Here is a 21,822-nt window from a genome sequence, read left to right as displayed (position 1 = left end):
GCTGAAGGCCCCGGAATGCCCCTCCCCACCGACACCCTCGACCGCATCTATGCCGGCTTCCTCGGCAAGGCCATCGGCGTGCGCCTCGGCGCCCCGGTCGAGCCGACGATCTGGACCTGGGACCGGATCGACAAGACCTATGGCGAGATCACCGGCTATCTGCGCGACTTCAAGAACTTCGCCGCCGACGACGACACCAACGGGCCGGTCTATTTCATCCGGGCGCTGCGCGATTTCGGGCTGGACCCGTCTCCGCAGGATGTCGGCCGCACCTGGCTGAACTACGCCGCCGAGCTGCACGGCATGTTCTGGTGGGGCGGCTACGGCATCTCGACCGAGCACACCGCCTTCGCCAACCTCCAATCCGGCGTCCCGGCGCCCGAATCCGGCTCGATCGCCCGCAACGGCGCGGTGATCGCCGAGCAGATCGGCGGCCAGATCTTCGTCGATTCCTGGGGCTGGGTGTGCCCGGGCAACCCGGCCCGCGCCGCCGACCTGGCCGCCCGCGCCGCCAGCGTCTCGCATGACGGCAACGGCCTTCACGGCGCCCGCTTCGTCGCCGCCGCCATCGCCAAGGCCTTCGTCGCCGAGACCATCGAGGAGGTGGTGGAGGCCGGCCTGGCCGCCATCCCGGCCGGCAGCGAATATGCCCGCGTCGCCCATGCGGTGCAGGCCCTGCACCGGGTGAAGCCGAAGGATTGGCGCGCCTGCCGGCGGATGCTGGAGAGCGAGTTCGGCTATGACCGCTATCCCGGCGTCTGCCACATCATTCCGAATGCGGGGCTGCTGATCCTGTCCCTGCTGTACGGCCAGGGCGACCTGTCGCGCACGGTCGAGATCGCGACCATGGGCGGCTGGGACACCGACTGCAACGCCGGCAATGCCGGGGCCATCGTCGGCACCCTGGCCGGCATCGCCGGGGTGGCGGCGCATTACCGCAAGCCGATCAATGACGGCATCGTCGCCTCCGGCATCACCGGGTCGCTGAACATCGTCGACATTCCCAGCTTCTGCCGCGAGCTGGCGGTGCTGGCCCATCGCCTGGCCGGGGAGGAGCCGCCGGCTGAGTGGGTCGCGGACATGGAGCGGCGTGGCCTGCGCTTCGACTTCGACCTGCCGGGGTCGACCCATGGCTTCCGCACCGAGCCCGACAACCGCATCGCCCTGTCCTGGTCGGACGAGCGCAAGGCCACCGGGCGTGGCTCGCTCTGCGCCCTGCTTGACCGGCTGGAGCGCGGCGATGGCGGCCGGATCTTCTGGAAGCCCTTCTACCGCCGCAGCGATTTCGACGACGAGCGCTACCGGCCGATGTTCTCGCCGGTGGTGGCGACCGGGCAGGAGGCAACGCTGCGACTCTGGCTCGACCCCTGGGAGGGCGACGGCCATCTCCGCATCGTGCCCTATGTCCGCCGGGCGATGAGCGGCACGATCGACGAGATCGGCGCCTGGACCCAGCCGGCGGCCGGCGAATGGCAGGAGCTGCGCTTCACCGTGCCGGAGACGGGCGGCGAGGCGGTCGACGAGATCGGCATCAAGGTCGAATATTTCGGCCGGCTGAAGTTCCTCGGCCGGATCTTCATCGACGAGTTCACCGTCGGCGGTGCCGGCTCGGCCCGGCTGGATCCGCGGATCGAGGCCAATGAATGGGGCGGCATCACCCGCTGCACCTGGAACCGCGGCGTCTGGAAGATCGAGGACGGCCGCATCCACGCCCTCACGTCATCCGACGCCGACCTCTGGACCGGGCATCTCTACGCCCGCGACCTGACGGTGACGGCAGAGGTGACACCGCTGGCCGGCGAGGGGCACCTGGTCTGCGCCCGCGGCCAGGGCAATGAGCGCTGCTACGCCGCCGGCTTCGTCTCGGCCGATGAGGTGGCGATCATCCGCCGCGACTTCGGCGAGACCGTCCTGGCCCGGGCGCCGTTCCAGCGTGAGCTCGGCCGGACCTACAGCCTGGCACTGGAAGCGGTGGGCGACCGGCTGGCCCTGTCGGTCGACGGCAAGGTGCTGCTGGAGGCCCGCGACGACACACTGGCCTACGGCATGGCCGGACTGCGGCTGCCCTCGGCCGGGCGCATGCAGGCCGGGGTGATCGAGATCCGCGAGGCCGCCCATGGCTGAGGCGCGGCCTGCCAAGATCGAGCCGGAGAGCCAAGGGCCGCTCTCCGGCATCCGGGTGCTCGACCTCTCGCGCGTCGTCGCCGGCAACGCGCTGGGGCTGGAGCTGGCGGATTTCGGCGCCGAGGTGATCAAGGTCGAGCCGCCGGGCGGCGACCCGCTGCGCGACTGGCAGGTGAAGGGCCACAGCCTGTATTGGAAGGAGCTGTCGCGCAACAAGCTGTCGGTCGTGCTCGACCTGCGCAAGCCGGAAGGGATGGCGGCGCTGGAGCGGCTGATCCCGACCGCCGACGTGATGATCGAGAACTTCCGGCCCGGCGTGCTGGAGGAGATGGGGCTGGCGCCCGACCGGCTGCAGGCGATGGCGCCGGATTTGATCCTGGTCCGTATCTCCGGCTTCGGCCAGACCGGACCGGCCAGCCGGCTGCCCGGCTTCGGCACGCTGGTCGAGGCGATGTCCGGCTTCGCCTCGCGCAACGGCTTCGCCGACCGCGAGCCGGTGCTGCCGCCGCTGGCCCTGGCCGACATGATCGCCGGGCTGCATGGCGCCAAGGCGGTGCTGGCGGCGCTCAGGGCGCGCGACCGCGGCATGGCCCGCGGCCAGGTGATCGATCTGTCGCTGCTGGAGGCGATGTATTCCGTGCTGGGGCCGGAGGCCGGCAGCTACGCCGTCACCGGCCAGGTCAAGGAGCGCACCGGCAGCGCCTCGGGCAACAGCGCGCCGCGCAACGTCTACAAGACCCGCGACGGCCGCTGGATCGCAATGTCCGGCTCCACCGACCGCATGGCCAAGCGCATCCTGCTGCTGGTCGGCGGCGACGACCTGGCGCGGGACCCGCGCTACGCCACCAATGCCGACCGGGTGCGTAACCGGGTGGCTCTGGACGCCGTCATCGGCGAATGGATCGGCGCGCGCGACCGCGACACGGCGCTGGCGATCTTCCGATCCGAGGGCATCACCGTCGGCCCGGTGCACGACATCGCCGATTTCATGGATGACGACCATGTGATCGAGCGCGAGGTGGTGGTCTCGATCCCCGATCCGGATATAGGCCCCCTGCCGGTGCACAATGTGCTGCCGCGCCTGTCGGCCACGCCGGGCGCGATCCGCCGCCTGGCGCCGGAGCCGGGCGCCGATGCGGAGGACGTGCTGCGCCGGGCCGGCTTCTCGGCCGACGAGATCGACAATCTGCGCGCTGCCGGGGCGCTGGGATGATTCCGGCCGGCTATGACGACCGGGTCTATGCCGGATGGCTGGGCAAATGCATCGGCGTCCGCTTCGGCGCCCCGCTGGAGAACTGGACCGAAGCGCAGATCCGCAGCCATATCGGCGAGCTGGAATTCTATCTCAGCGAGGATGACGGCCGGTTCTTCAAGCCGGACGACGACACCGCCTTCTCGATGATCCTGGCCAGCATCTTCGAGGATTGCGGGGCCTCGGCGCAGGTGACGACGCAGCAGATCGCCGAAGGCTGGCTGAACTATCTGGGCGACCAGCACGGCACGCTGTGGTGGGGCGGCTACGGCGTCGCCGCCATGCACACCGCCTATGTCAACCTCGCGGCCGGGATTCCGGCGCCACTGGCGGGATCGGCCGCGCTCAACGGCCGGATCGTCGCCGAGGAGATCGGCGGCCAGATCTTTGCCGATATCTGGGGGCTGATGGCGCCGGGCCGGCCGGATCTTGCCGCGGATCTGTCGGAACGGGCGGCGCGAGTGGCCTGGGACGGCAACGCGCTGCAGGGCGCCCGCTTCGTCGCCGCCATGGTCAGCGCCGCCTTCGGGGTTCGCGAGCCGACGGCGCTGATCGCGGCGGGGCTGGCCCAGGTCGACCGCGACGGCGACTACGCCGCCATGGTCCGCGCCATGATCGACGCCCATCGCCTATATCCCGACGACTGGCGGGCCGCCTTCGCCGTGCTGGCGGCCGAGTTCGGCTACGACCGCTACCCCGGCACCGTCCCGATCGTGCCCAATGCCGGCGTGATCGTCCTCGCCCTGCTGTACGGCGCCGGGGATTTCACCCAGGCGCTGCGGATCGCCGCCATGGCCGGCTGGGACACCGATTGCAATGTCGGAAATGTCGGCGCGGTCATGGGCGTCGCCGTCGGGGTCGGCGGCATCGACCCGGCCTGGCGCCGGCCCGTGAACGACATCCTGGTCAATGCGGGGCTGATCGGCGGTCGCAACCTGATGACGATCCTGCAGGGCGCCGACCTGCTCGCCCGGCTCGGCCGCGGCCTGGCTGGGGTCGAGGCTGGGCCGAAGCCGCCCCGGCGGCACGTCCGCCACGATGGTGCGATGGGCGGGTTCCAGGCCAGGGCGACCGGCGGCCTGGGCCGGCCGATCGAATGGCGGCGCTCGACCGAAATCGATCCGGCCGGCGCGCTGGCCGTCGTGATCCGCAAGCTCGGCAGCACCGGCGAGATCCGGCTGTCGACCCGCAGCCATATCCGGCCGGCGGAGCTCAGCGGCAATTTCTACGGCGCCAGCTTCTCGCCGCAGGTCCATCCGGGCCAGCGGGTGACGGCGCGGCTGTGGGTGCCGCCCGATGCGCCGTCCTCGCTGCGGGCCGGCCTCTATGTCCGCGACGACAACCACGATCGCTGCCACCAGGCCGAAACCACGCCGCTGCGGCCGGGTGAATGGCAGGACCTTGCCTTCGACATCCCGCCGCTCGCGGATGCCTGCCTGTCCGAGGTCGGCATCGTGCTGCGCAACCTCGGCGGCACCTGGGAGGCTGGATCGCTGCACCTGGCCTGGCTCGACTGGGGTGGCGCGCCGAGATTCTCGACCAGCTTCGCCCGAGAACGGCCGCAGACCGGCGGCATCAGCCAATGGACCTGGCTGCGCGGCTTCTGGCGGCTGGAGGATGGCGGCTATCACGCCAGCGGTGCGGCCCGGTCCGAAAGCTATACCGGCGACGTCGAGTGGAGGGACTACGCGGTGGCCGCCACGATGGTGCCGCTGGTCGGTCCGGCCCACGCCGTGCTGACGCGGGTGCAGGGCGCCCGCCGCAGCTACGCCCTGGCCCTGACCGGCGACGGTTGCCTCACCCTGTTCCGGACCGAAGGCGGGACCCGCCCGGTGCGATCCGTGCCCTTCGCCTGGTCGCATGGCCGCAGCTACCGCCTGTCCGTCGCCGCCTCTGGCGCAGCCCTGCGCTGCCAGGTCGCCGGTGCCAAGGGCTCGGCCGGGTTCGAATGGACCGACGAGCGGCCCATTCGTCACGGTCAGATCGGCCTCGCCAGCTGGGGCGGCGCCCACACCCGCTTCACCGCCCTGGAGGTCGGCTGACCCCAGCCGGGGAGGAGGACGCCGCCGGGACGTGGCGGCGCCTCCAGCGCCGGATCATGAGATGTTCAGGGCCTGCTTCAGCGCGGCGTCGATCGATCCCGGCGGCAGGCCGTTGCTGCGCCGGAACGTGTCGATCGCGGCGCTGGTCTTCGGGCCCATGATGCCGTCGGCCGCCAGCGAGGGGAAGCCGCGGCTCTGCAACGCCTGCTGGACCCTGCGGATGTCGTCCTTCGTCGGCGGCGCGCTGGTCGTGGGCTGGGGGCCGGAGGCGGGGTTGAGGACGGTCCGCACCTTCTCCAGCCAGGCTTGCCGGTCGGCCAGACCGACCGTGCCGCCGTTGATCAGGCGCGTCACCTTGACGAAGTCGCCCGTGTCGCACGCCGCATTGATGTTCTTCCATTTCCAGAAGCCGCAGGCGACCTGCAGCGCATCCGCCGGCGTCGCCGCCAGACCCGGATTGTTCACCAGGTCGATGCCGATGGCGGCGCCGACATTGCTGTAGCCGTCGCGGCCGGTGATCTGGATATATCCCCGGCCCCGGTAGCTCCAGCCGTCGCCCGAGTCCGGCGCGCCGTTGCCCATGCGGTTGGCATAGACCTTGTTGGCCAGCGCCTGCGGGTTGTTGGCGAAGGGGGCTGCCGAGGCGAGGGTGGGGAAGCGCGACGGCCAGACCTGGGTCAGCCGCCGGGCGCTGTAGTTCAGGTTCTCCTCGACGACGGTGAGGCCGGCGGATTCATGGCCGATCTGCGCCAGGAAGAACTGCAGCCGGTTGGCCGTCTTGGAGATGCCGAAGTCGGCGAACACGGAGTTGGCCTGGCTGGCGAAGGCCTGCAGCATGTCCTGGCGACCCCTGGGGAACAGTTGTTGCAAAATCTGAAGTGAAATCATCGTTGATCTCCTGAAACCGGTCCTCCAGCGGCCTGCTGGACCTGAAATCAAGTCGCTGGAATTGAAATTTCGAAAAATTCGATGCAGTTTCTAGCAAACGACTGAAAGTATGGGCGCTATCAAAGGTCGCGGCAATGCTCTCTTCGCGTGCTGTCCAGTTGGAGTGTCACGTTGAAAAGGATTGAGCCGGGCGCTTGGCCGATATCTACTCCATAGGACTAAATAACCATGGGAGGATTCGGCCATGCGCGCTGCGGCGTTCGCCTGCACCATGCTTGCGTTGTTCCTGACGGCCGCATCGGCCATGGCGGCCCAGCCGCGCTGGTTCACCTACGACCCGGCCGAGCTGGAGCAGGCGCGGGCGAAGATCGCCGTCGGCGATCCGCTGTACCGGCCGTCCTATACCGCGCTGCTGCAGGCCGCCGACAAGGCGCTGGCCAAGGCGCCGCCGTCGGTCACCGACAAGTCGCTGACCCCGGCCTCCGGCGACAAGCACGACTATTTCAGCTTCGGCCCCTATTGGTGGCCGAACCCGGACACGCCGACCGGCCTGCCCTATATCCGCCGCGACGGCCAGACCAACCCGGACAGCAAGACCGACGCCACCGACAGCGTGCGCCTGTCCACCTTCGGCAGCGACCTGCGCAGCCTGGGGCTGGCCTACACCTTCACCCGCGACCCGAAATACGCGGTCAAGGCGGCGGAGATGCTGCGGGTCTGGTTCGTCGCGCCGAAGACGCGGATGAACCCGAACATGACCTACGCCCAGGCCATCCCGGGCATCGTCGACGGCCGCGGCATCGGCATCATCGACAGCCGCGCCTTCATCGACGTGATGGATGCGGTCGAGCTGATCCGCCCCAGCGGCGCGCTGCGCGAGGCGGACTACCAGCTGATCAAGCTGTGGTACCGCCTTTTCACCATGTGGCTGCTGACCAGCGAGAACGGCTTCGAGGAGGCCAACTGGCACAACAATCACGGCACCTGGTACGACGCCCAGGTGACGGCCTTCGCGCTGTTCACCGACCAGCCTGACTTGGCCAAGCGGCAGATCAAGATCGCGGCGCTGCGCCGGGTGGCCGGGCAGTTCGACAAGGACGGCCGCCAGATGGCGGAGCTGGAGCGGACCCGGGCCTTCCACTACAGCCAGTTCAACCTGCAGGCCTATAACCGCCTCGGCCGCTATTCCGAGCTGGTCGATGCCGGCCTGACCAATGGCGACACCGATCCGACCGACCTGTGGCGGTTCTCGCTCGACAGCCACACGCTGCAGAAGGGCTATGGCTTCATCGCCGGCTATGTCACCGCGGCCGGCACCATCGACCCGTCCTGGCCCTATCCGGAGCTGACGCCGGGCGACGGGCTGGACGAGGCGCTGGGCAACCTGCTGGCCGCTGCCCGGGCCTATCAGGACCCGGCGCTGCGGCAGAAGGCGGCGATCCTGCTGGCCAAGTTCCCCGGCAAGATCGACGCGCTGCTGCTGCCGCTGGATTGATACCAGTGGCTCTGGGATCGCCTCTTCGGTTCCTTCCCCCGTCATGGCGAGGAGGCGAAGCCGACGTGGCCATCCAGGAGTCCGTTCCGGTGGGATGGCCACGCCCTTTCGCGGCTCGCCATGACGAGCCAATGTTTAAGGCCGCTGGACTGAGCCGGCGCACGGATCGCTCCGATTCCAGCGCCACTCGGACCCTTGCTCGTCAGCGTGTATCCTCGCGGGATTGACGATGAGCGGGACGAGATGAGCGCGGAAGCGGAGTTTGCCGATCTGACCGCCTTCCTGGCGCGGGTTCCCGGTATTGCCGGGGCTATCGGGACCGGTGTGTCGCCAGATGGGGAATGGTGGGCGAAATTCACGATCGACATCGCCCATCCACTCGCCTGGAACGTCGTTCAGGAGCTGGGGCATGTGCTGAACTACATGTCGCTGGACGATCGCCTGCCCACGGTTTTCATGCCGGTCTCGCCGCCGCCATACGCCAATGGTGGTCCAGCCGATTTCCTCTCCTGGGTGATCGAGTGCCGCGTCCGTGAGTTCACGCCGCAGCTGGCGGCGAAGTGGCTCGAAGGTCGGCTGCCCAGGCCGGTAGACGACCTCACGCAGTGGGAGACGGAGACCTGACCGCCGGCCTCACGACACCGGGCGCTGCAGCTCCAGCCGGTCGCCGATGCGCAGCAGGCGCAGCTCCAGGGCCGGCTGGCCGGCGCCGCGCGGCACCGCCACCACCGCCTCCTGGCCCGGCGCCAGGGTCGAGACGAAGCGGACGACGCTGCCCGGCGCGTCGGTCCCGGCCGTGACCACGGTCTCGTAGCCGGAGGCGGCCGGCTGGTAATGGACGCTGATATTCACCGCGCCGAGCGTGGCGGTCAGGCCGGCGCCGGGCGGGATCACCTCCGCGGCGGCGGGGCGCGCCGCGAAGGCGCCGAGCAGGGCGGTCGCGAGCAGGATCTGCGGCAGCCGACCGGCGGCCGGGGCCTTGCGTGCACGAGTCATGATGATGTCCTCACGGGGTGTTCGAGCCGGCGTCAGGCCGCGCTCTGGCCGCCATCGACGATGATGGCCTGGCCGTTGACATAGGAGGCCCGGTCCGACAGCAGGAACAGGGCGACCTGCGCGATCTCCTCCGGCTCCGCCAATCGCTTCAGCGGGATGCCAGTGGCGAGGGGGTGGGATTCGGTGCCGTCCTCGTTCTTCACGATCCGGCCCTGCGTCATCTCGGTGCGGGTGATCGACGGGTTGATCGAGTTGACGCGGATGCCGTGCGGCCCCAGCTCCACCGCCGCGGCGCGGGCCAGCGAGACGATGCCGCCCTTGCTGGCGCTGTAGATCGAGGTGCCGGGCGCGGCGATGCCGGCGAGGACCGAGCCGTTGAACAGGATCGATCCGCCGCCGCCCTGCGCCTTCATCTACGCGGCCTCCGCCTTCAACGCGAAGAACTGGGCCTTGAGGTTGGTGTCGATCAGGTTGTCCCAGCGCGCCTCGTCGAGCGTCTCGATCGGCCCGCCGCCGGAGATGCCGGCATTGTTGAAGGCCGCGTCCAGCCGCCCGAAGCGCGCCACCACCCGCTCGATGATGCCGGGAATGACGTCGATCCGGGTCAGGTCGGCCTGAATGAAGACCGCCTCGCCGCCGGCCTCGGCGATCTCCGCGACCACGGCCTCGCCCTCGGCCGCCCGCCGTCCGGTCAGCGCCACCCTGGCGCCCTCGCGGGCGAACAGCACGGCGCTGGCGCGGCCGATCCCCGACGTGCCGCCGGTGACCAGGGCCACCTTGCCATCCAACAGTTTCATCTCTCGCTCCTTTTACATGACTGCCATCATGCAATGAGCGTTAGATGATGCGGATCATCCTTTTTGCAAGGTCCGCTCGGGCGGGCTAGGGAGCTAGTCCAGGAAGTCCCCGTGCTTCCGCACATGCTCGGCCAGGCCCAGCGTGTGCTCGCGCACCAGCGTCTCGGCCAGGTCGGCGTCGCGGGCCTCCAGCGCGGCAACGATCTTCTGGTGGTCGACCACCGAGCGCTGCGCCCGGTGATCCTGGCCGATCGTCACCCGACGGATGCCGCGCATATGGATGAACAGGTTGTCGGTGATGTCGACGATCAACTGGCAGCCGCTGATCCGGATGATCTGCTTGTGGAAGGCGATGTTCGCCTCGGAATATTCGGTGACATGCTCCTCCGGGTTGCGGTCGTGGAACACGTCGACATAGTCGTGCAGCTTGCGGATCTGGGCGTCGGTGGCGACCTGGGTGGCCAGCCGCGCGGCCATGCTCTCCAGCGCTGCCCAGACCGTGACCATCTCCAGGACCTCGGCCTTGCTCTTGCGGATCACGAAGATGCCGCGGCGGGGGACGGAGCGGACGAACCCTTCCTGCTCCAGCAGCGTCATCGCCTCGCGGATCGGGGTGCGGCTGACCCCCAGCATCTCGCTCAGCTGCCGCTCCTCCAGCTTGATCTCGCCGGCATGGCCATAGATGTCCATCTCGGTGATGGCCTGCTTCAGCGCCTTATAGGCCTTGATCCGGAAGCTCGTTTCGGTGTCGAGCGGTTTGACGTCGATCTGGGGGAAGCTCATCGGAGGCCCTTCTGTCGCCTGCGCGGCCGGCGTTCCCCTCGGCTATAGCTCCGGGCGCTGCCGGTCACAAGTATACCGTAGACGAGAGTCCAACGCAGCTTTCCTCCCTGGGACAGATTGGCCCTTGGATCGATTGACACGAGGTATTTTGTATACCACGATGATCCGGTCGGCTGCTCAGCGGCCCTGACTCCAATCAATGGGAGGAAGGCGCGGCCATGAAACTCTGCATCTATGGCGCGGGAGCCATCGGCGGCTATCTCGGCGTCCAGCTTCACCGCGCGGGGGTCGAGGTCAGCCTCGTCGCCCGCGGCCTGCATCTCGAGGCGATGCGCCAGAACGGCCTCACCCTCAGGATCGACGACGAAACCCGCACCGCCCGCATCCGCTGCACCGACAACCCGGCCGAGCTGGGCCCGCAGGACTATGTCGTGATCTGCCTCAAGGCCCATTCGGTGCCGGGGGTGGTCGAGGCGATCCAGCCGCTGCTGGGGCCGGAGACGGCGGTGGTCACCGCGGTGAACGGGCTGCCCTACTGGTACTTCCATCGCCATGGCGGCGAGCTCGAGGGGCGTACCATCGAGACCGTCGATCCCGGCGGGGTGCAATGGAAGCGGCTGGGGCCGGAGCGCGGCATCGGCTGCATCGTCTATCCGGCCACCGAGGTGGTGGCGCCCGGCGTGGTCGAGCATCACTACGGCGACAAGTTCCCGCTCGGCGAGCCGGATGGCAGCCGGTCGGCCCGCGTCACCGCGCTCAGCGAGGCGATGACGGCGGCGGAATTGAACGCGCCGGTGCGGGACAACATCCGCGACGAGATCTGGCTCAAGCTCTGGGGCAATCTCTGCCTCAATCCGATCAGCGCCCTGACCCATGCGACGCTCGACGTCATCACCGGCGATCCTTCGACCCGCGACGTGGCGCGGCGGATGATGGCCGAGGCCCAGGCGATCGGCGACCGGCTCGGCGTCCATTTCCGGGTCGACATCGAACGGCGGCTGGACGGCGCCGGCGCGGTCGGCGCCCACCGCACCTCGATGCTGCAGGATCTCGACCGCGGCCGGCCGATGGAGATCGACCCGCTGGTCACCGTGATCCAGGAGCTCGGCCGCATGGTCGGGGTGCCGACCCCGACGGTCGACACCGTCCTGGCCCTGGTGCAGCAGCGCGCCGAGATCGCCGGCCTCTACAGCCGGTCCGTGGCGGCCGAAGCAAAGCATGCGCCGGCGCTGGTGCCGGCCTGACCCTTGTCCGAGCGGCCGGAAAGAGCCGCCTTATCCAGAGGAGGAACCCAGCCAATGAGGGCCGAAGACATTCTCCGCCAGAAGGACTCGCGCGTCGTCATGATCCGCGTCGGCGAGACGGTGGCCACCGCCGTCGCGCTGATGACCAAGGAGATCATCGGCGCCCTGGTCGTCAAGGAGGTGTGCCGCACCGAGGGCAATGTCGTGGTCGGGGTGTTCTCCGAACGCGATGTCGCCCGGGCGCTGGCCACGCATGGCGCCGCGGCGCTGACCATGCCGGTCTCGGCCTTCATGGGCCGCACGGTGATCAGCTGCGAGCCGCGCGACAGCATCGAGACGGTGCTGCGGCTGATGGACGAGAACCACATCCGCCATGTGCCGGTGATGGAGGATCACACTCTGGTCGGGGTGATCAGCGCCCGCGACCTGATCCGGCACTTCCTGCAGCAATCCTCGCCGGCGCTGCAGGATCCGGCGGCGGCCGTGGTCCACGCCTGACCTCCACTTGATGGGTGGAACCGCGGCGGCCCGATCGGCTGCCGCGGCGTCTCTAACGCGATGCGGCGCCGCCCCCAGATCACCTCGGGGCGGGCCGCATGGGGGAGTCTTGTCCATGCGGATAGGTGTGTTGCGTGAGCGGCGGGACGGCGAGCGCCGTGTGGCGGCGACGGTGGACAGCGTGAAGAAGCTGGTGGCGCTGGGCGCGACGGTGGTGGTGGAGACCGGCGCCGGTCTGGGCAGCGCGGTGACGGACGAGGCATACCGCGCGGCGGGGGCCGAGGTGGCGCCGGACGCGGCAGCCGCTCTCGCGGGCGCCGATGTGGTGCTGAAGGTGCGCCGCCCGCTGCGGGCCGGCGAGGGCGAGGTCGACGAGCTGTCGCTGATCCCGCGCGGGGCGACCCTGATCGGCGTGCTGGAGCCCTATGACGACGCCGACAGCCTGGCGGCATACGCCGAGGCCGGGATCGAGAGCTTCGCGCTGGAGCTGGTGCCGCGGATCACGCGGGCGCAGGCGATGGACGTGCTGTCGAGCCAGGCCAACCTGGCGGGCTACCGGGCGGTGCTGGAGGCGGCGTCGGTGTTCGGCCGGGCCTTCCCGATGATGATGACGGCGGCGGGCACGGTGCCGCCGGCGCGGGTGCTGGTGATGGGCGCGGGCGTGGCGGGCCTGCAGGCGATCGCGACGGCGCGGCGGCTGGGGGCGGTGGTGTCGGCGACGGATGTGCGCCCGGCGGCGAAGGAGCAGGTGCAGTCGCTGGGGGCCAGCTTCGTCGCGGTCGAGGATGAGGAGTTCAGGGCGGCCGAGACGGCGGGCGGCTACGCCAAGGAGATGTCGGCGGAATACCGGGCCAAGCAGGCGGCGCTGATCGCCGAGACGGTGAAGAAGCAGGACATCGTGATCTGCACCGCGCTGATCCCGGGCCGCAAGGCGCCGGTCTTGATGGACGAGGCGATGGTGCGGTCGATGAAGCCGGGCTCGGTGATCGTGGATCTCGCGGCGGAGCGCGGCGGCAACTGCGCCCTGACCCGGCCGGGCGAGGTGGTCGAGGACCAGGGCGTCACCATCGTCGGCCACCGCAACGTGCCGGGCCGGATCGCGACCGATGCTTCGGCGCTCTATGCCCGCAACCTCGTCGCCTTCCTGACGCCCTTGGTCGACAAGGCGAGCCAGGCGCTGAAGGTGGACGGATCGGACCAGATCGTGGCGGCGACGCGGCTGACCTCGGGGGGCCGCGTGGTGCATCCGGGCTTCGGCGGCCAGGCCGAGCAGGCGGCGTAAGGGAGCGGGCAGATGGCGACAGAGGAACTCGCGCAAGGCGCGCAAGGTCTGGCCGAGGCGGCGCGGGGCCTGGCCGACCAGGCCCAGGCGCTGGCGGTGCAGGCCCAGGCAACGGTGGCACCGGCGGGGGAGCACGGCTTCTTCCTGACCGGTCTGACTGTGTTCGTGCTGGCCTGCTTCGTCGGCTACTACGTGGTGTGGCGGGTGACGCCGGCGCTGCACTCGCCCTTGATGAGCGTGACCAACGCGATCTCCTCGGTGATCGTGGTCGGGGCGCTGATCGCGGCGGGCCCGGCGGTGATCGGGGCGTCGAGCCTGCTCGGCGCGCTGGCGGTCTTGCTGGCCTCGGTCAACATCTTCGGCGGCTTCCTGGTGACGCGCCGGATGCTGGCGATGTACCGGAAGAAGGGCTGATCCAGCCCGTTCAGGCGACAATCCGAGACGAGAAGTGCGAGGGGACGCGATGACGAGCCTGGCGGTGCTGGCGTATCTGGTGGCGGCGGTGTGCTTCATCATGGCGCTGCGGGGCCTGTCGAGCCCGGTGACCAGCCGGCAGGGGAACCTGTTCGGCATGGCGGGGATGGCGATCGCGGTGGCGACGACGCTGATCCTGGTGCCGCAGGTGCGGAACTACTGGCTGATCGTGCCGGCGATCGCGATCGGCGGCGGCATCGGCTATGTGGTGGCGCAGCGGATCCAGATGACGGCGCTGCCGCAGCTGGTGGCGGCGTTCCACAGCCTGGTCGGGCTGGCGGCGGTGTGCGTGGCGGCGGCGGCGTTCCTCGACCCCGCGGCCTACAATATCGGCACGCCGGGCGCGATCCATGTCGGCAGCCTGATCGAGATGGCGCTGGGGGCGGCGATCGGGGCGATCACCTTCACCGGCTCGCTGGTGGCCTTCGCCAAGCTGCAGGGGCTGGTCACGGGCAAGCCGCTGGTGTTCCCGCTGCAGCACCCGCTGAACGCCGGCCTGGGCCTGCTGATCCTGCTGCTGATCGTGTGGATGTGTGCCGGCCAGTCGGGGGCGGCGTTCCTGCTCTTGATCCTGGTGGCGCTGGCGCTCGGCTTCCTGCTGATCCTGCCGATCGGCGGGGCGGACATGCCGGTGGTGGTGTCGATGCTGAACAGCTATTCCGGCTGGGCGGCGGCGGGCATCGGCTTCACCCTGCAGAACAACCTCTTGATCGTCACCGGCGCGCTGGTCGGGTCGTCGGGCGCCATCCTCAGCTACATCATGTGCAAGGGGATGAACCGGTCGATCATCAACGTCATCCTGGGCGGCTTCGGCGGCGAGGCGGCCTCGGCGGCGGCGGGACCGGCGGGCGACCGTGCGGTGAAGCAGGGCTCGGCGGAGGATGCGGCCTTCGTAATGAAGAATGCGCGCTCGGTGATCATCGTGCCCGGCTACGGCATGGCGGTGGCGCAGGCGCAGCACGCGCTCCGGGAGATGTCGGACCTGCTGAAGAAGGAAGGCGTGGATGTGCGCTATGCCATCCACCCGGTGGCGGGCCGCATGCCGGGGCACATGAACGTGCTCCTGGCCGAAGCCAACGTGCCCTATGACGAGGTGTTCGAGCTGGAGGAGATCAACCGCGACTTCGCCCAGGCCGACGTCGCCTTCGTGATCGGCGCCAACGACGTCACCAACCCGGCGGCCAAATCCGATCCGGCGAGCCCGATCTACGGCATGCCGATCCTGGACGTGGAGAACGCCAAGACGGTGCTGTTCGTGAAGCGCTCGATGGCCTCGGGCTATGCCGGGGTCGAGAACGAGCTGTTCTTCCGCGACAACACCCTCATGCTCTTCGGCGACGCCAAGAAGATCAGCGAAGACGTGGCCAAGAGCCTGGCTGCTTGAGGTAGCGACCGCTCGCCCTGTTTGTCATCGCCGGGCTTGACCCGGCGATCCAGGGGCCACCCGGAGCGGCATCGACATTCCTGGATGCCTGGGTCAAGCCCGGGCATGACAGAAAGGGAAGGCAGAGAAGAAGGCCTCCCGCGCACAAGTTTCCTCCCGACTGGGCCGTGCCACGCTGTGGCGCGGCCATCTTTTTTGCGCTGCAGCATAAACTGTCGCCGGGCCAAGTAAAAAAAGACGAAGACATCCACTTTCTCGGCTTGCCGGACCGATTCTTCTGGTATACAAAATTCTGAATTCAGTCGACCAAAGAGCTGCAACAGCCGGTCGCACGATCTGGGGCAGGGACGCCGATGCTGGTGGATGGGGTGACGCTCGATGTCGCGCCGCTGGCCGCCAAGGCCAGCTACAAGGCCAAGGCGTATCAGGCCCTGCGCGATGCGATCGTGCGCATGAACATCTACGGCCACAGCCGTCCGATCCGGATCGACGAGCGGCAGCTGTGCGAGGCGCTGGGCATCAGCCGGACCCCGGTGCGCGAAGCCATCGCGCTGCTGGAACAGGAAGGGCTGGTGCGGTCGATGCCGCGGCGCGGCGTCTTCGTGGTGCGCAAGACCAGGGCCGAGATCCGCGAGCTGATCGTGGTCTGGGCCGCGCTGGAGGGCATGGCCGCCCGCCTGGCGGCGCAGCATGCTACCCCGACCGAGATCGAGGCGCTGCGCGCCATGATCGCCGGCCAGGCGGCGGAGGCGGAATCCTCGGATCGGTTCGCCGCCGCCAACATCGATTTTCATCAGGCGCTGATCCGCCTCGGCGGCTGCGCCCTGATCACCGAGATGACCGAGACCCTGTTCCTGCACATCCGCGCCATCCGCTGGTCCCTGATCGGCCGGCCGGAGCGGGCCGAACGATCGGTGGCGGACCACGCCGCCATCGTCGAGGCCCTGGCGCGGCGCGACGGGGATCTCGCCGAGACGCTGGTCCGCAACCATGCCCTCGACCTGTCGCGGTCGGTCGAGCGGCACGGGACCGGCTTCGAATGACCGCTCGGCGCCACGCGGTGCCGTGCATCCCGAGCAAGAGGTGAGGAGGAAGCATCATGCCCGATACGACAGTGAAGGAAGCGGCCGCGACGGAGGAGGTCATCTCCGGCGGTCACCTCGTGGCCAAGGCGCTCAAGGCCGAGGGCATCGACACCATCTTCACCCTCTGCGGCGGCCACATCATCGACATCTATGATGGCTGCCTGGACGAGGGCATCCGCATCATCGACGTCCGGCACGAGCAGGTCGCGGCCCATGCCGCCGACGGCTATGCCCGCGTCACCGGCAAGCCCGGCTGCGCCGTGGTCACCGCCGGCCCGGGCACGACCGACGCCATCACCGGCGTCGCCAACGCCTTCCGCGCCGAGAGCCCGTTCCTGCTGATCGGCGGCCAGGGTGCCCTCGACCAGCACAAGATGGGGTCGCTGCAGGACCTGCCGCATGTCGACATGATGAAGTCGATCACCAAGTTCGCGGCCAATGTGGTGACCACCGAGCGCGTCGCCGACATGTGCTCGATGGCCTTCCGCGAGGCCTTCGCCGGCGCCCCCGGCCCGGTCTATCTCGAGATCGGCCGCGACATCCTCGACGGCCATGTGCCGCTGAAGAAGGCCCGGCTGCCGCAGGCCGGCCACTACCGCTGGTCGACCAAGAGCATCGGCGACCCGCGCGACGTCGAGAAGCTGGCCGACATCCTGGTCCATGCCAGGAAGCCCTGCGTGCTGCTGGGCCAGCAGGTCTGGACCTGCCGCGCCGCCGACGACGCCATCGCCTTCGTCCGGGCGCTGAACATCCCGGCCTTCATGAACGGCGCCGGCCGCGGCACGCTGCCGCCGGGCGACCCGCACCACTTCCAGCAGACCCGGCGCTACGCCTTCGACAACGCCGATGTGATCCTGATCGTCGGCACGCCCTTCGACTTCCGCATGGGCTACGGCAAGCGCCTGGGCCGCAACGCCACGGTGGTGCAGATCGACCTCGACTACCGCACCGTCGGCAAGAACCGCGACGTCTCGCTCGGCCTGGTCGGCGACTGCGGCGCCATCTTCGCCGCCGTCACCCAGGCCGTCTCCGGCCGGGTCGACAACGGTGCCAAGGGCCGCGAGCCCTGGCTCGAGGAGCTGCGGACCGAGGAGGCGAAGATGGAGGCGGCGCGGCTGCCGAAGCTGCGCTCCGACGCCTCGCCGATCCACCCGCTGCGCCTGGCCTATGAGCTGAACGAGTTCCTGACCGACAACACCGTCTATATCGGCGACGGCGGCGACGTCGTCACCTTCTCGGGCGGCGTGGTCAAGCCGCGGGCGCCGGGCCACTGGATGGATCCGGGCCCGCTCGGCACCCTCGGCGTCGGCGTGCCCTTCGCCATGGCGTCGAAGATCGCCCAGCCGGAGAAGGAGGTGCTCTGCCTGTTCGGCGACGGCACCTTCAGCCTGACCGGCTGGGACTTCGAGACCATGGTGCGGTTCAACCTGCCGTTCATCGGCGTGGTCGGCAACAACTCGCACATGAATCAGATCCGCTACGGCCAGATCCAGAAATACGGGCCGGAGAAGGGCAATGTCGGCAACAAGCTGGGCGACGTCCAGTACTCGAAATTCGCCCAGATGCTCGGCGGCTACGGCGAGGAGGTCCATGAGGCCAGCCAGATCCGCCCGGCGCTGGAGCGGGCGCGGGAATCGGGCAAGCCGTCGCTGATCAATGTGTGGATCGATCCCGACGCCTACGCCCCGGGGACGATGAACCAGACGATGTACAAGTAAGGGCCGCGGGCGCGGGCTGTTCTCAGCCGCCCGCGCCCGCCCCAGCGCAGGAACAAACGGGAGAGAGACCATGGGCAAGGCCCTGGATGGAGTGCGCGTCCTCGACATGACGCATGTGCAGTCGGGACCCTCGGCGACGCAGATCCTGGCGTGGTTCGGGGCCGATGTGATCAAGGTGGAGATGCCGGGCCGCGGCGACATCACCCGGTCGCAGCTGCGCGACAAGTCGAATGTCGACAGCCTCTACTTCACCATGCTGAACAGCAACAAGCGCAGCATCACCATCAACATGAAGTCGCCGCAGGGGCAGGAGGCCTTCATCAAGCTGCTCGAGCAGTCCGACGTGCTGATCGAGAATTTCGGTCCCGGCGTGCTCGACCGCCAGGGCTTCCCCTGGGACAAGATCCAGAAGATCAACCCGCGGGTGATCTACGCCTCGGTCAAGGGCTTCGGCCCCGGCCCCTATGTCGACTGCAAGGCCTATGAGACGGTGGCTCAGGCCATGGGCGGGTCGATGAGCACCACCGGCTGGCATGACGGCCCGCCGACCTCGACCGGCGCCCAGATCGGCGACAGCGGCACCGGCATGCACCTGGTCGCCGGCGTGCTCGCGGCGCTGCTGCAGCGGACCCAGACCGGCAAGGGGCAACGGGTCGAGGTGGCGATGCAGGACTGCGTGCTGAACCTGGTCCGGGTCAAGATGCGCGACCAGCAGCGCCTGGTCCATGGTCCCCTGCGGGAATATCCGAACACCGAGTTCGGTGAGGCCGTGCCGCGCTCCGGCAACGCCTCCGGCGGCGGCCAGCCGGGCCAGGCGCTGCGCTGCGCCCCGGGTGGCGAGAACGACTATGCCTATGTCATCATTCAGCCGCAGGGCTGGGCGCCGCTGATGCGCCTTATCGGCCGCGAGGAGCTGATCGAGGACCCGGCCTTCGCCACGCCGGAGGCGCGCCTGACCCATCTCGACGAATGCTTCGGCATCATCGAGGGCTGGACCAGCCGGCGCAGCAAGATCGAGGTGATGGAGGCGCTGAACGGCATCGACGTGCCCTGCGGCCCGATCCTCAGCATGAAGGACCTGATCGAGGACCGCTCGATGTACGACCGCGGCATGCTGGTCGAGGTGCCGCATCCGGAGCGCGGCAACTACATTCAGGTCGCCTTGCCGATCCGGCTCTCCGACAACGACGTGCCGGTCGAGCGCTCGCCCCTCCTGGGCGAGCACACCGAGGAAATCCTGGCCTCGGTCGGCTACGACGCCGACGCCATCGCCGCGATGCGCACCGCCGGCGCGATTTGACGAAGGCTCTTTGCGTTGCCTCTCCCGCCTGGCGGGAGAGGTCGGGCGTCCGCAGGACGACCGGGTGAGGGCCGGCACCGGCCTCGACAAAGGGCCCTCACCCGGAGCCGCTTCGCGTCTCCGACCTCTCCCGCAAGCGGGAGAGGCAACGCGGAAGAGCCGCTATTGATCCGACGGCCCTGCCGTCGACCCGAACTCACTGCGACCGGGCAGCCTCAGGTGGGTCCGGTCCTCCCCCACATCCTTTGCTGAGCGAGGACCGCCATGAATGGCCACGTCGACGTCCTGGACGATGCCCGGACGACCGCCCGCAGCATCCTAGACACCGTCAAGCGCGAAGGGCGCACCAGCCTGACCGCGCCCGAGGCCCGCCAGCTGTGCGAGGCCTGGCAGATCCCGATCCCGAAGGAAGCGCTGGCGACCACGGCCGATCAGGCGGCGGCCCAGGCCGAGGCGATCGGCTTCCCGGTGGTGCTGAAGATCGTCTCGCCCCAGATCCTGCACAAGACCGAAGCCGGTGGCGTGCTGGTCGGCGTCAAATCGGCCGATGACGTCCGCGCCGGCTTCAAGCGCATCGTCGAGAGCGGCCGGCCGCTACGACCCGAAGGCCGAGATCCTCGGCGTCCAGGTCCAGCAGATGCTGGTCGGCGGGCAGGAGGTGATCGTCGGCGCGGTCACCGACCCCAGCTTCGGCAAGCTGGTCGCCTTCGGCCTCGGCGGCGTGCTGGTCGAGGTGCTGAAGGACATCACCTTCCGCCTCGCCCCGGTCGACCATGACGAAGCGCTGTCGATGCTGGACGGCATCCAGGCGGCCGCGATCCTGAAGGGCGTGCGCGGCGCGCCGCCGGTCGACCGCGAGGCGCTGTCCGACCTGATCGTCAAGGTCTCACGCCTGGTCGATGCGGTGCCGGAGATCGTGGAGCTCGACCTCAACCCTGTCTTCGCCCGCACCGACGGCGCCATCGCCGCCGATGTCCGCGTCGTCGTCGACTTCGAGCCGAAGGAGGCCCGGCCGCGGCCGTCCTCCGAGGCCATTCTCGCCAAGATGAACCGGATCATGCGGCCCGACGCGGTTGCCGTGATCGGCGCCTCGGCCGAGGACGGCAAGATCGGCAATTCGGTGATGAAGAACCTGATCAATGGCGGCTACAAGGGCGCGATCTACCCGATCCACCCGAAGGCCACCGAGATCCTGGGGCTCAAGGCCTATCCCAGCGTCAAGGACGTGCCGGGCAATATCGACATCGCCGTCTTCGCGATCCCGGCCAAATTCGTGCCCCAGGCGCTGACCGAGGTCGGCGAGAAGAAGATCTCGGGCGCGATCCTGATCCCCTCCGGCTTCGCCGAGACCGGCGACCATGCGGCACAGGAAGAGATCATCGCCATCGGCCGCAAATACGACGTCCGGCTGATGGGCCCGAACATCTACGGCTTCTACTACACGCCGAAGAACCTGTGCGCGACCTTCTGCACGCCCTTCGACGTCAAGGGCCGTGCGGCCTTGTCCTCGCAATCCGGCGGCATCGGCATGGCGATCATCGGCTTCAGCCGGTCGACCAAGATGGGCGTCTCGGCGATCGTCGGCCTCGGCAACAAGTCGGACATCGACGAGGACGACCTGCTGACCTTCTTCGAGCAGGACGATGCGACCGACGTCATCGCCATGCATCTGGAGGATCTGAAGGACGGCCGCGCCTTCGCCGACGTCGCCAAGGTGGTGTCGAAGAAGAAGCCGGTGGTGGTGCTGAAGGCCGGGCGTACCTCGCTCGGCGCGCGGGCCGCCAGCTCGCACACCGGGGCCCTGGCCGGCAACGACAAGGTCTATGACGACGTGCTGCGCCAGTCCGGCGTGATCCGGGCCAAGAGCCTGCAGGACCTGCTGCAATTCGCCCGCGGCATCCCGGTGCTGCCGACGCCGAAGGGCGAGAACGTCGTCATCATCACCGGCGCCGGCGGCTCGGGCGTGCTGCTGTCCGACGCCTGCGTCGACAACGACCTGCAGCTGATGGCGATGCCGGCGGATCTCGACGCGGCGTTCCGCAAGTTCATCCCGCCCTTCGGTGCCGCCGGCAACCCGGTCGACATCACCGGCGGCGAGCCGCCGACCACCTACCGCAACACGGTGAAGCTGGGGCTGGAGGACGACCGCATCCACGCGCTGATCCTCGGCTACTGGCACACCATCATCACGCCGCCGATGGTGTTCGCGAAGGTGATCACCGAGGTGGTGGACGAGATGCGGGCCAAGGGCATCAACAAGCCGATCGTGGCCTCGCTGGCCGGCGACGTGCAGGTCGAGGAGGCGTCGCAATACCTCTACGACCACGGCATCGTCGCCTACCCGTATTCGACCGAGACGCCGGTCGCGGTGCTGGGCGCCAAATACCGCTGGGCCCGCGGCGCCGGGCTGCTGTGAGCTGGACGCGGCGACCTGAGGTGCGCCGCCGCCTCCTTCACTGT

Annotated in this window: 17 protein-coding genes and 2 pseudogenes; 15 read left to right on the top strand and 4 right to left on the bottom strand. The window is 69.0% G+C overall.

Translation table 11 applies throughout. The features are described 5' to 3' along the window. Nucleotides 1-15: 15 nt before the first annotated feature. Genes QFZ27_RS31960 through QFZ27_RS31950 form a run of 3 tightly spaced genes read left to right on the top strand, consistent with a single transcriptional unit; the run spans nucleotide 16 to nucleotide 5,418 of the window. Nucleotides 16-2,124, top strand: coding sequence for an ADP-ribosylglycohydrolase family protein (locus QFZ27_RS31960; protein ID WP_429230493.1), 2,109 nt, complete (start codon nucleotides 16-18; stop codon nucleotides 2,122-2,124). Next, nucleotides 2,117-3,337, top strand: a complete 1,221-nt coding sequence (locus tag QFZ27_RS31955; protein ID WP_429230492.1) for a CaiB/BaiF CoA transferase family protein — start codon at nucleotides 2,117-2,119, stop codon at nucleotides 3,335-3,337. Before QFZ27_RS31960 ends, QFZ27_RS31955 begins: the two co-directional genes overlap by 8 nt. Next, nucleotides 3,334-5,418 carry an ADP-ribosylglycohydrolase family protein gene (locus tag QFZ27_RS31950; RefSeq protein ID WP_429230491.1) on the top strand — a complete coding sequence of 695 codons (2,085 nt, stop codon included), beginning with the start codon at nucleotides 3,334-3,336 and terminating at the stop codon, nucleotides 5,416-5,418. The genes QFZ27_RS31955 and QFZ27_RS31950 overlap by 4 nt, the downstream gene beginning before the upstream one ends. A 54-nt stretch (nucleotides 5,419-5,472) precedes the next feature. Here QFZ27_RS31950 and QFZ27_RS31945 read toward each other — a convergent pair whose 3' ends face one another. Continuing rightward, nucleotides 5,473-6,306 carry a peptidoglycan-binding protein gene (locus tag QFZ27_RS31945; protein WP_429230490.1) on the bottom strand — a complete coding sequence of 278 codons (834 nt, stop codon included), beginning with the start codon at nucleotides 6,304-6,306 and terminating at the stop codon, nucleotides 5,473-5,475. Between the two features lie 244 nt (nucleotides 6,307-6,550). Between QFZ27_RS31945 and QFZ27_RS31940 the strand changes: the two genes are divergently transcribed. Next, a complete protein-coding gene (locus QFZ27_RS31940; RefSeq protein ID WP_429230489.1) occupies nucleotides 6,551-7,801 on the top strand; it encodes an alginate lyase family protein in 1,251 nt (416 codons plus the stop codon). A gap of 243 nt (nucleotides 7,802-8,044) precedes the next feature. Next, complete coding sequence (locus tag QFZ27_RS31935; protein WP_429230488.1) at nucleotides 8,045-8,425, top strand: hypothetical protein; 381 nt, start codon at nucleotides 8,045-8,047, stop codon at nucleotides 8,423-8,425. A 9-nt stretch (nucleotides 8,426-8,434) separates the two neighbouring features. On the opposite strand, the gene QFZ27_RS31930 is transcribed toward QFZ27_RS31935, so the two are convergent. The 3 genes and pseudogenes from QFZ27_RS31930 to QFZ27_RS31920 form a co-directional block, all read right to left on the bottom strand. Continuing rightward, complete coding sequence (locus QFZ27_RS31930) at nucleotides 8,435-8,797, bottom strand: hypothetical protein (RefSeq protein ID WP_429230487.1); 363 nt, start codon at nucleotides 8,795-8,797, stop codon at nucleotides 8,435-8,437. A 32-nt stretch (nucleotides 8,798-8,829) separates the two neighbouring features. After that, a pseudogene (locus QFZ27_RS31925) lies at nucleotides 8,830-9,594 on the bottom strand (SDR family NAD(P)-dependent oxidoreductase). A 93-nt stretch (nucleotides 9,595-9,687) separates the two neighbouring features. Then, complete coding sequence (locus QFZ27_RS31920) at nucleotides 9,688-10,377, bottom strand: GntR family transcriptional regulator (protein WP_380313756.1); 690 nt, start codon at nucleotides 10,375-10,377, stop codon at nucleotides 9,688-9,690. A 218-nt stretch (nucleotides 10,378-10,595) separates the two neighbouring features. Here QFZ27_RS31920 and QFZ27_RS31915 point away from each other — a divergent pair, with 218 nt between their 5' ends. The 10 genes and pseudogenes from QFZ27_RS31915 (at nucleotide 10,596) to QFZ27_RS31870 (ending at nucleotide 21,778) form a co-directional block, all read left to right on the top strand. Beyond that, entirely contained in the window at nucleotides 10,596-11,621 is a 1,026-nt protein-coding gene (locus tag QFZ27_RS31915; protein WP_429230486.1) for a 2-dehydropantoate 2-reductase, read from the top strand. A gap of 54 nt (nucleotides 11,622-11,675) precedes the next feature. Next, complete coding sequence (locus QFZ27_RS31910; RefSeq protein WP_429230485.1) at nucleotides 11,676-12,119, top strand: CBS domain-containing protein; 444 nt, start codon at nucleotides 11,676-11,678, stop codon at nucleotides 12,117-12,119. A gap of 115 nt (nucleotides 12,120-12,234) precedes the next feature. After that, the gene (locus QFZ27_RS31905) at nucleotides 12,235-13,401 is read left to right on the top strand and encodes a Re/Si-specific NAD(P)(+) transhydrogenase subunit alpha (protein WP_429230484.1); all 1,167 of its coding nucleotides are present in this window, start codon (nucleotides 12,235-12,237) and stop codon (nucleotides 13,399-13,401) included. Nucleotides 13,402-13,413: 12 nt separating this feature from the next. After that, entirely contained in the window at nucleotides 13,414-13,815 is a 402-nt protein-coding gene (locus QFZ27_RS31900) for a proton-translocating transhydrogenase family protein (RefSeq protein ID WP_429227968.1), read from the top strand. Nucleotides 13,816-13,864: 49 nt separating this feature from the next. Continuing rightward, nucleotides 13,865-15,259: an NAD(P)(+) transhydrogenase (Re/Si-specific) subunit beta gene (locus tag QFZ27_RS31895; RefSeq protein WP_429230483.1), complete on the top strand. Its 1,395-nt coding sequence runs from the start codon at nucleotides 13,865-13,867 to the stop codon at nucleotides 15,257-15,259. Nucleotides 15,260-15,612: 353 nt separating this feature from the next. Further along, nucleotides 15,613-16,302, top strand: a complete 690-nt coding sequence (locus QFZ27_RS31890) for a GntR family transcriptional regulator (protein ID WP_429230482.1) — start codon at nucleotides 15,613-15,615, stop codon at nucleotides 16,300-16,302. A gap of 56 nt (nucleotides 16,303-16,358) precedes the next feature. Then, entirely contained in the window at nucleotides 16,359-18,062 is a 1,704-nt protein-coding gene (locus QFZ27_RS31885; protein WP_429230481.1) for a thiamine pyrophosphate-binding protein, read from the top strand. A 70-nt stretch (nucleotides 18,063-18,132) separates the two neighbouring features. Then, nucleotides 18,133-19,362 carry a formyl-CoA transferase gene (gene frc / locus QFZ27_RS31880; protein ID WP_429230480.1) on the top strand — a complete coding sequence of 410 codons (1,230 nt, stop codon included), beginning with the start codon at nucleotides 18,133-18,135 and terminating at the stop codon, nucleotides 19,360-19,362. 264 nt (nucleotides 19,363-19,626) lie between these two features. Next, nucleotides 19,627-19,908 (top strand): annotated as a pseudogene (locus QFZ27_RS31875) (acetate--CoA ligase family protein); the annotation flags it as partial. 1 nt (nucleotide 19,909) lies between these two features. Further along, the gene (locus QFZ27_RS31870; protein WP_429230479.1) at nucleotides 19,910-21,778 is read left to right on the top strand and encodes an acetate--CoA ligase family protein; all 1,869 of its coding nucleotides are present in this window, start codon (nucleotides 19,910-19,912) and stop codon (nucleotides 21,776-21,778) included. Nucleotides 21,779-21,822 lie beyond the last annotated feature (44 nt).

The organism is Inquilinus ginsengisoli (assembly GCF_050434925.1).
GTDB lineage: Bacteria > Pseudomonadota > Alphaproteobacteria > DSM-16000 > Inquilinaceae > Inquilinus > Inquilinus ginsengisoli_B.
Note: the sequence above shows the minus strand (reverse complement) of the source record. Positions and strands in the feature narration are given on the sequence as shown.

Excerpts from the sequence above, each read along its gene's own strand:
- QFZ27_RS31920 (WP_380313756.1), bottom strand. The coding sequence starts at position 10,377 with ATGAGCTTCCCCCAGATCGACGTCAAACCGCTCGACACCGAAACGAGC.
- QFZ27_RS31950 (WP_429230491.1), top strand. The coding sequence starts at position 3,334 with ATGATTCCGGCCGGCTATGACGACCGGGTCTATGCCGGATGGCTGGGC.
- QFZ27_RS31915 (WP_429230486.1), top strand. The coding sequence starts at position 10,596 with ATGAAACTCTGCATCTATGGCGCGGGAGCCATCGGCGGCTATCTCGGC.
- QFZ27_RS31935 (WP_429230488.1), top strand. The coding sequence starts at position 8,045 with ATGAGCGCGGAAGCGGAGTTTGCCGATCTGACCGCCTTCCTGGCGCGG.
- QFZ27_RS31960 (WP_429230493.1), top strand. The coding sequence starts at position 16 with ATGCCCCTCCCCACCGACACCCTCGACCGCATCTATGCCGGCTTCCTC.
- QFZ27_RS31890 (WP_429230482.1), top strand. The coding sequence starts at position 15,613 with ATGCTGGTGGATGGGGTGACGCTCGATGTCGCGCCGCTGGCCGCCAAG.
- QFZ27_RS31955 (WP_429230492.1), top strand. The coding sequence starts at position 2,117 with ATGGCTGAGGCGCGGCCTGCCAAGATCGAGCCGGAGAGCCAAGGGCCG.
- QFZ27_RS31900 (WP_429227968.1), top strand. The coding sequence starts at position 13,414 with ATGGCGACAGAGGAACTCGCGCAAGGCGCGCAAGGTCTGGCCGAGGCG.
- QFZ27_RS31870 (WP_429230479.1), top strand. The coding sequence starts at position 19,910 with ATGACGTCCGCGCCGGCTTCAAGCGCATCGTCGAGAGCGGCCGGCCGC.
- QFZ27_RS31940 (WP_429230489.1), top strand. The coding sequence starts at position 6,551 with ATGCGCGCTGCGGCGTTCGCCTGCACCATGCTTGCGTTGTTCCTGACG.
- QFZ27_RS31945 (WP_429230490.1), bottom strand. The coding sequence starts at position 6,306 with ATGATTTCACTTCAGATTTTGCAACAACTGTTCCCCAGGGGTCGCCAG.
- QFZ27_RS31910 (WP_429230485.1), top strand. The coding sequence starts at position 11,676 with ATGAGGGCCGAAGACATTCTCCGCCAGAAGGACTCGCGCGTCGTCATG.
- QFZ27_RS31905 (WP_429230484.1), top strand. The coding sequence starts at position 12,235 with ATGCGGATAGGTGTGTTGCGTGAGCGGCGGGACGGCGAGCGCCGTGTG.
- frc (WP_429230480.1), top strand. The coding sequence starts at position 18,133 with ATGGGCAAGGCCCTGGATGGAGTGCGCGTCCTCGACATGACGCATGTG.
- QFZ27_RS31930 (WP_429230487.1), bottom strand. The coding sequence starts at position 8,797 with ATGACTCGTGCACGCAAGGCCCCGGCCGCCGGTCGGCTGCCGCAGATC.
- QFZ27_RS31895 (WP_429230483.1), top strand. The coding sequence starts at position 13,865 with ATGACGAGCCTGGCGGTGCTGGCGTATCTGGTGGCGGCGGTGTGCTTC.
- QFZ27_RS31885 (WP_429230481.1), top strand. The coding sequence starts at position 16,359 with ATGCCCGATACGACAGTGAAGGAAGCGGCCGCGACGGAGGAGGTCATC.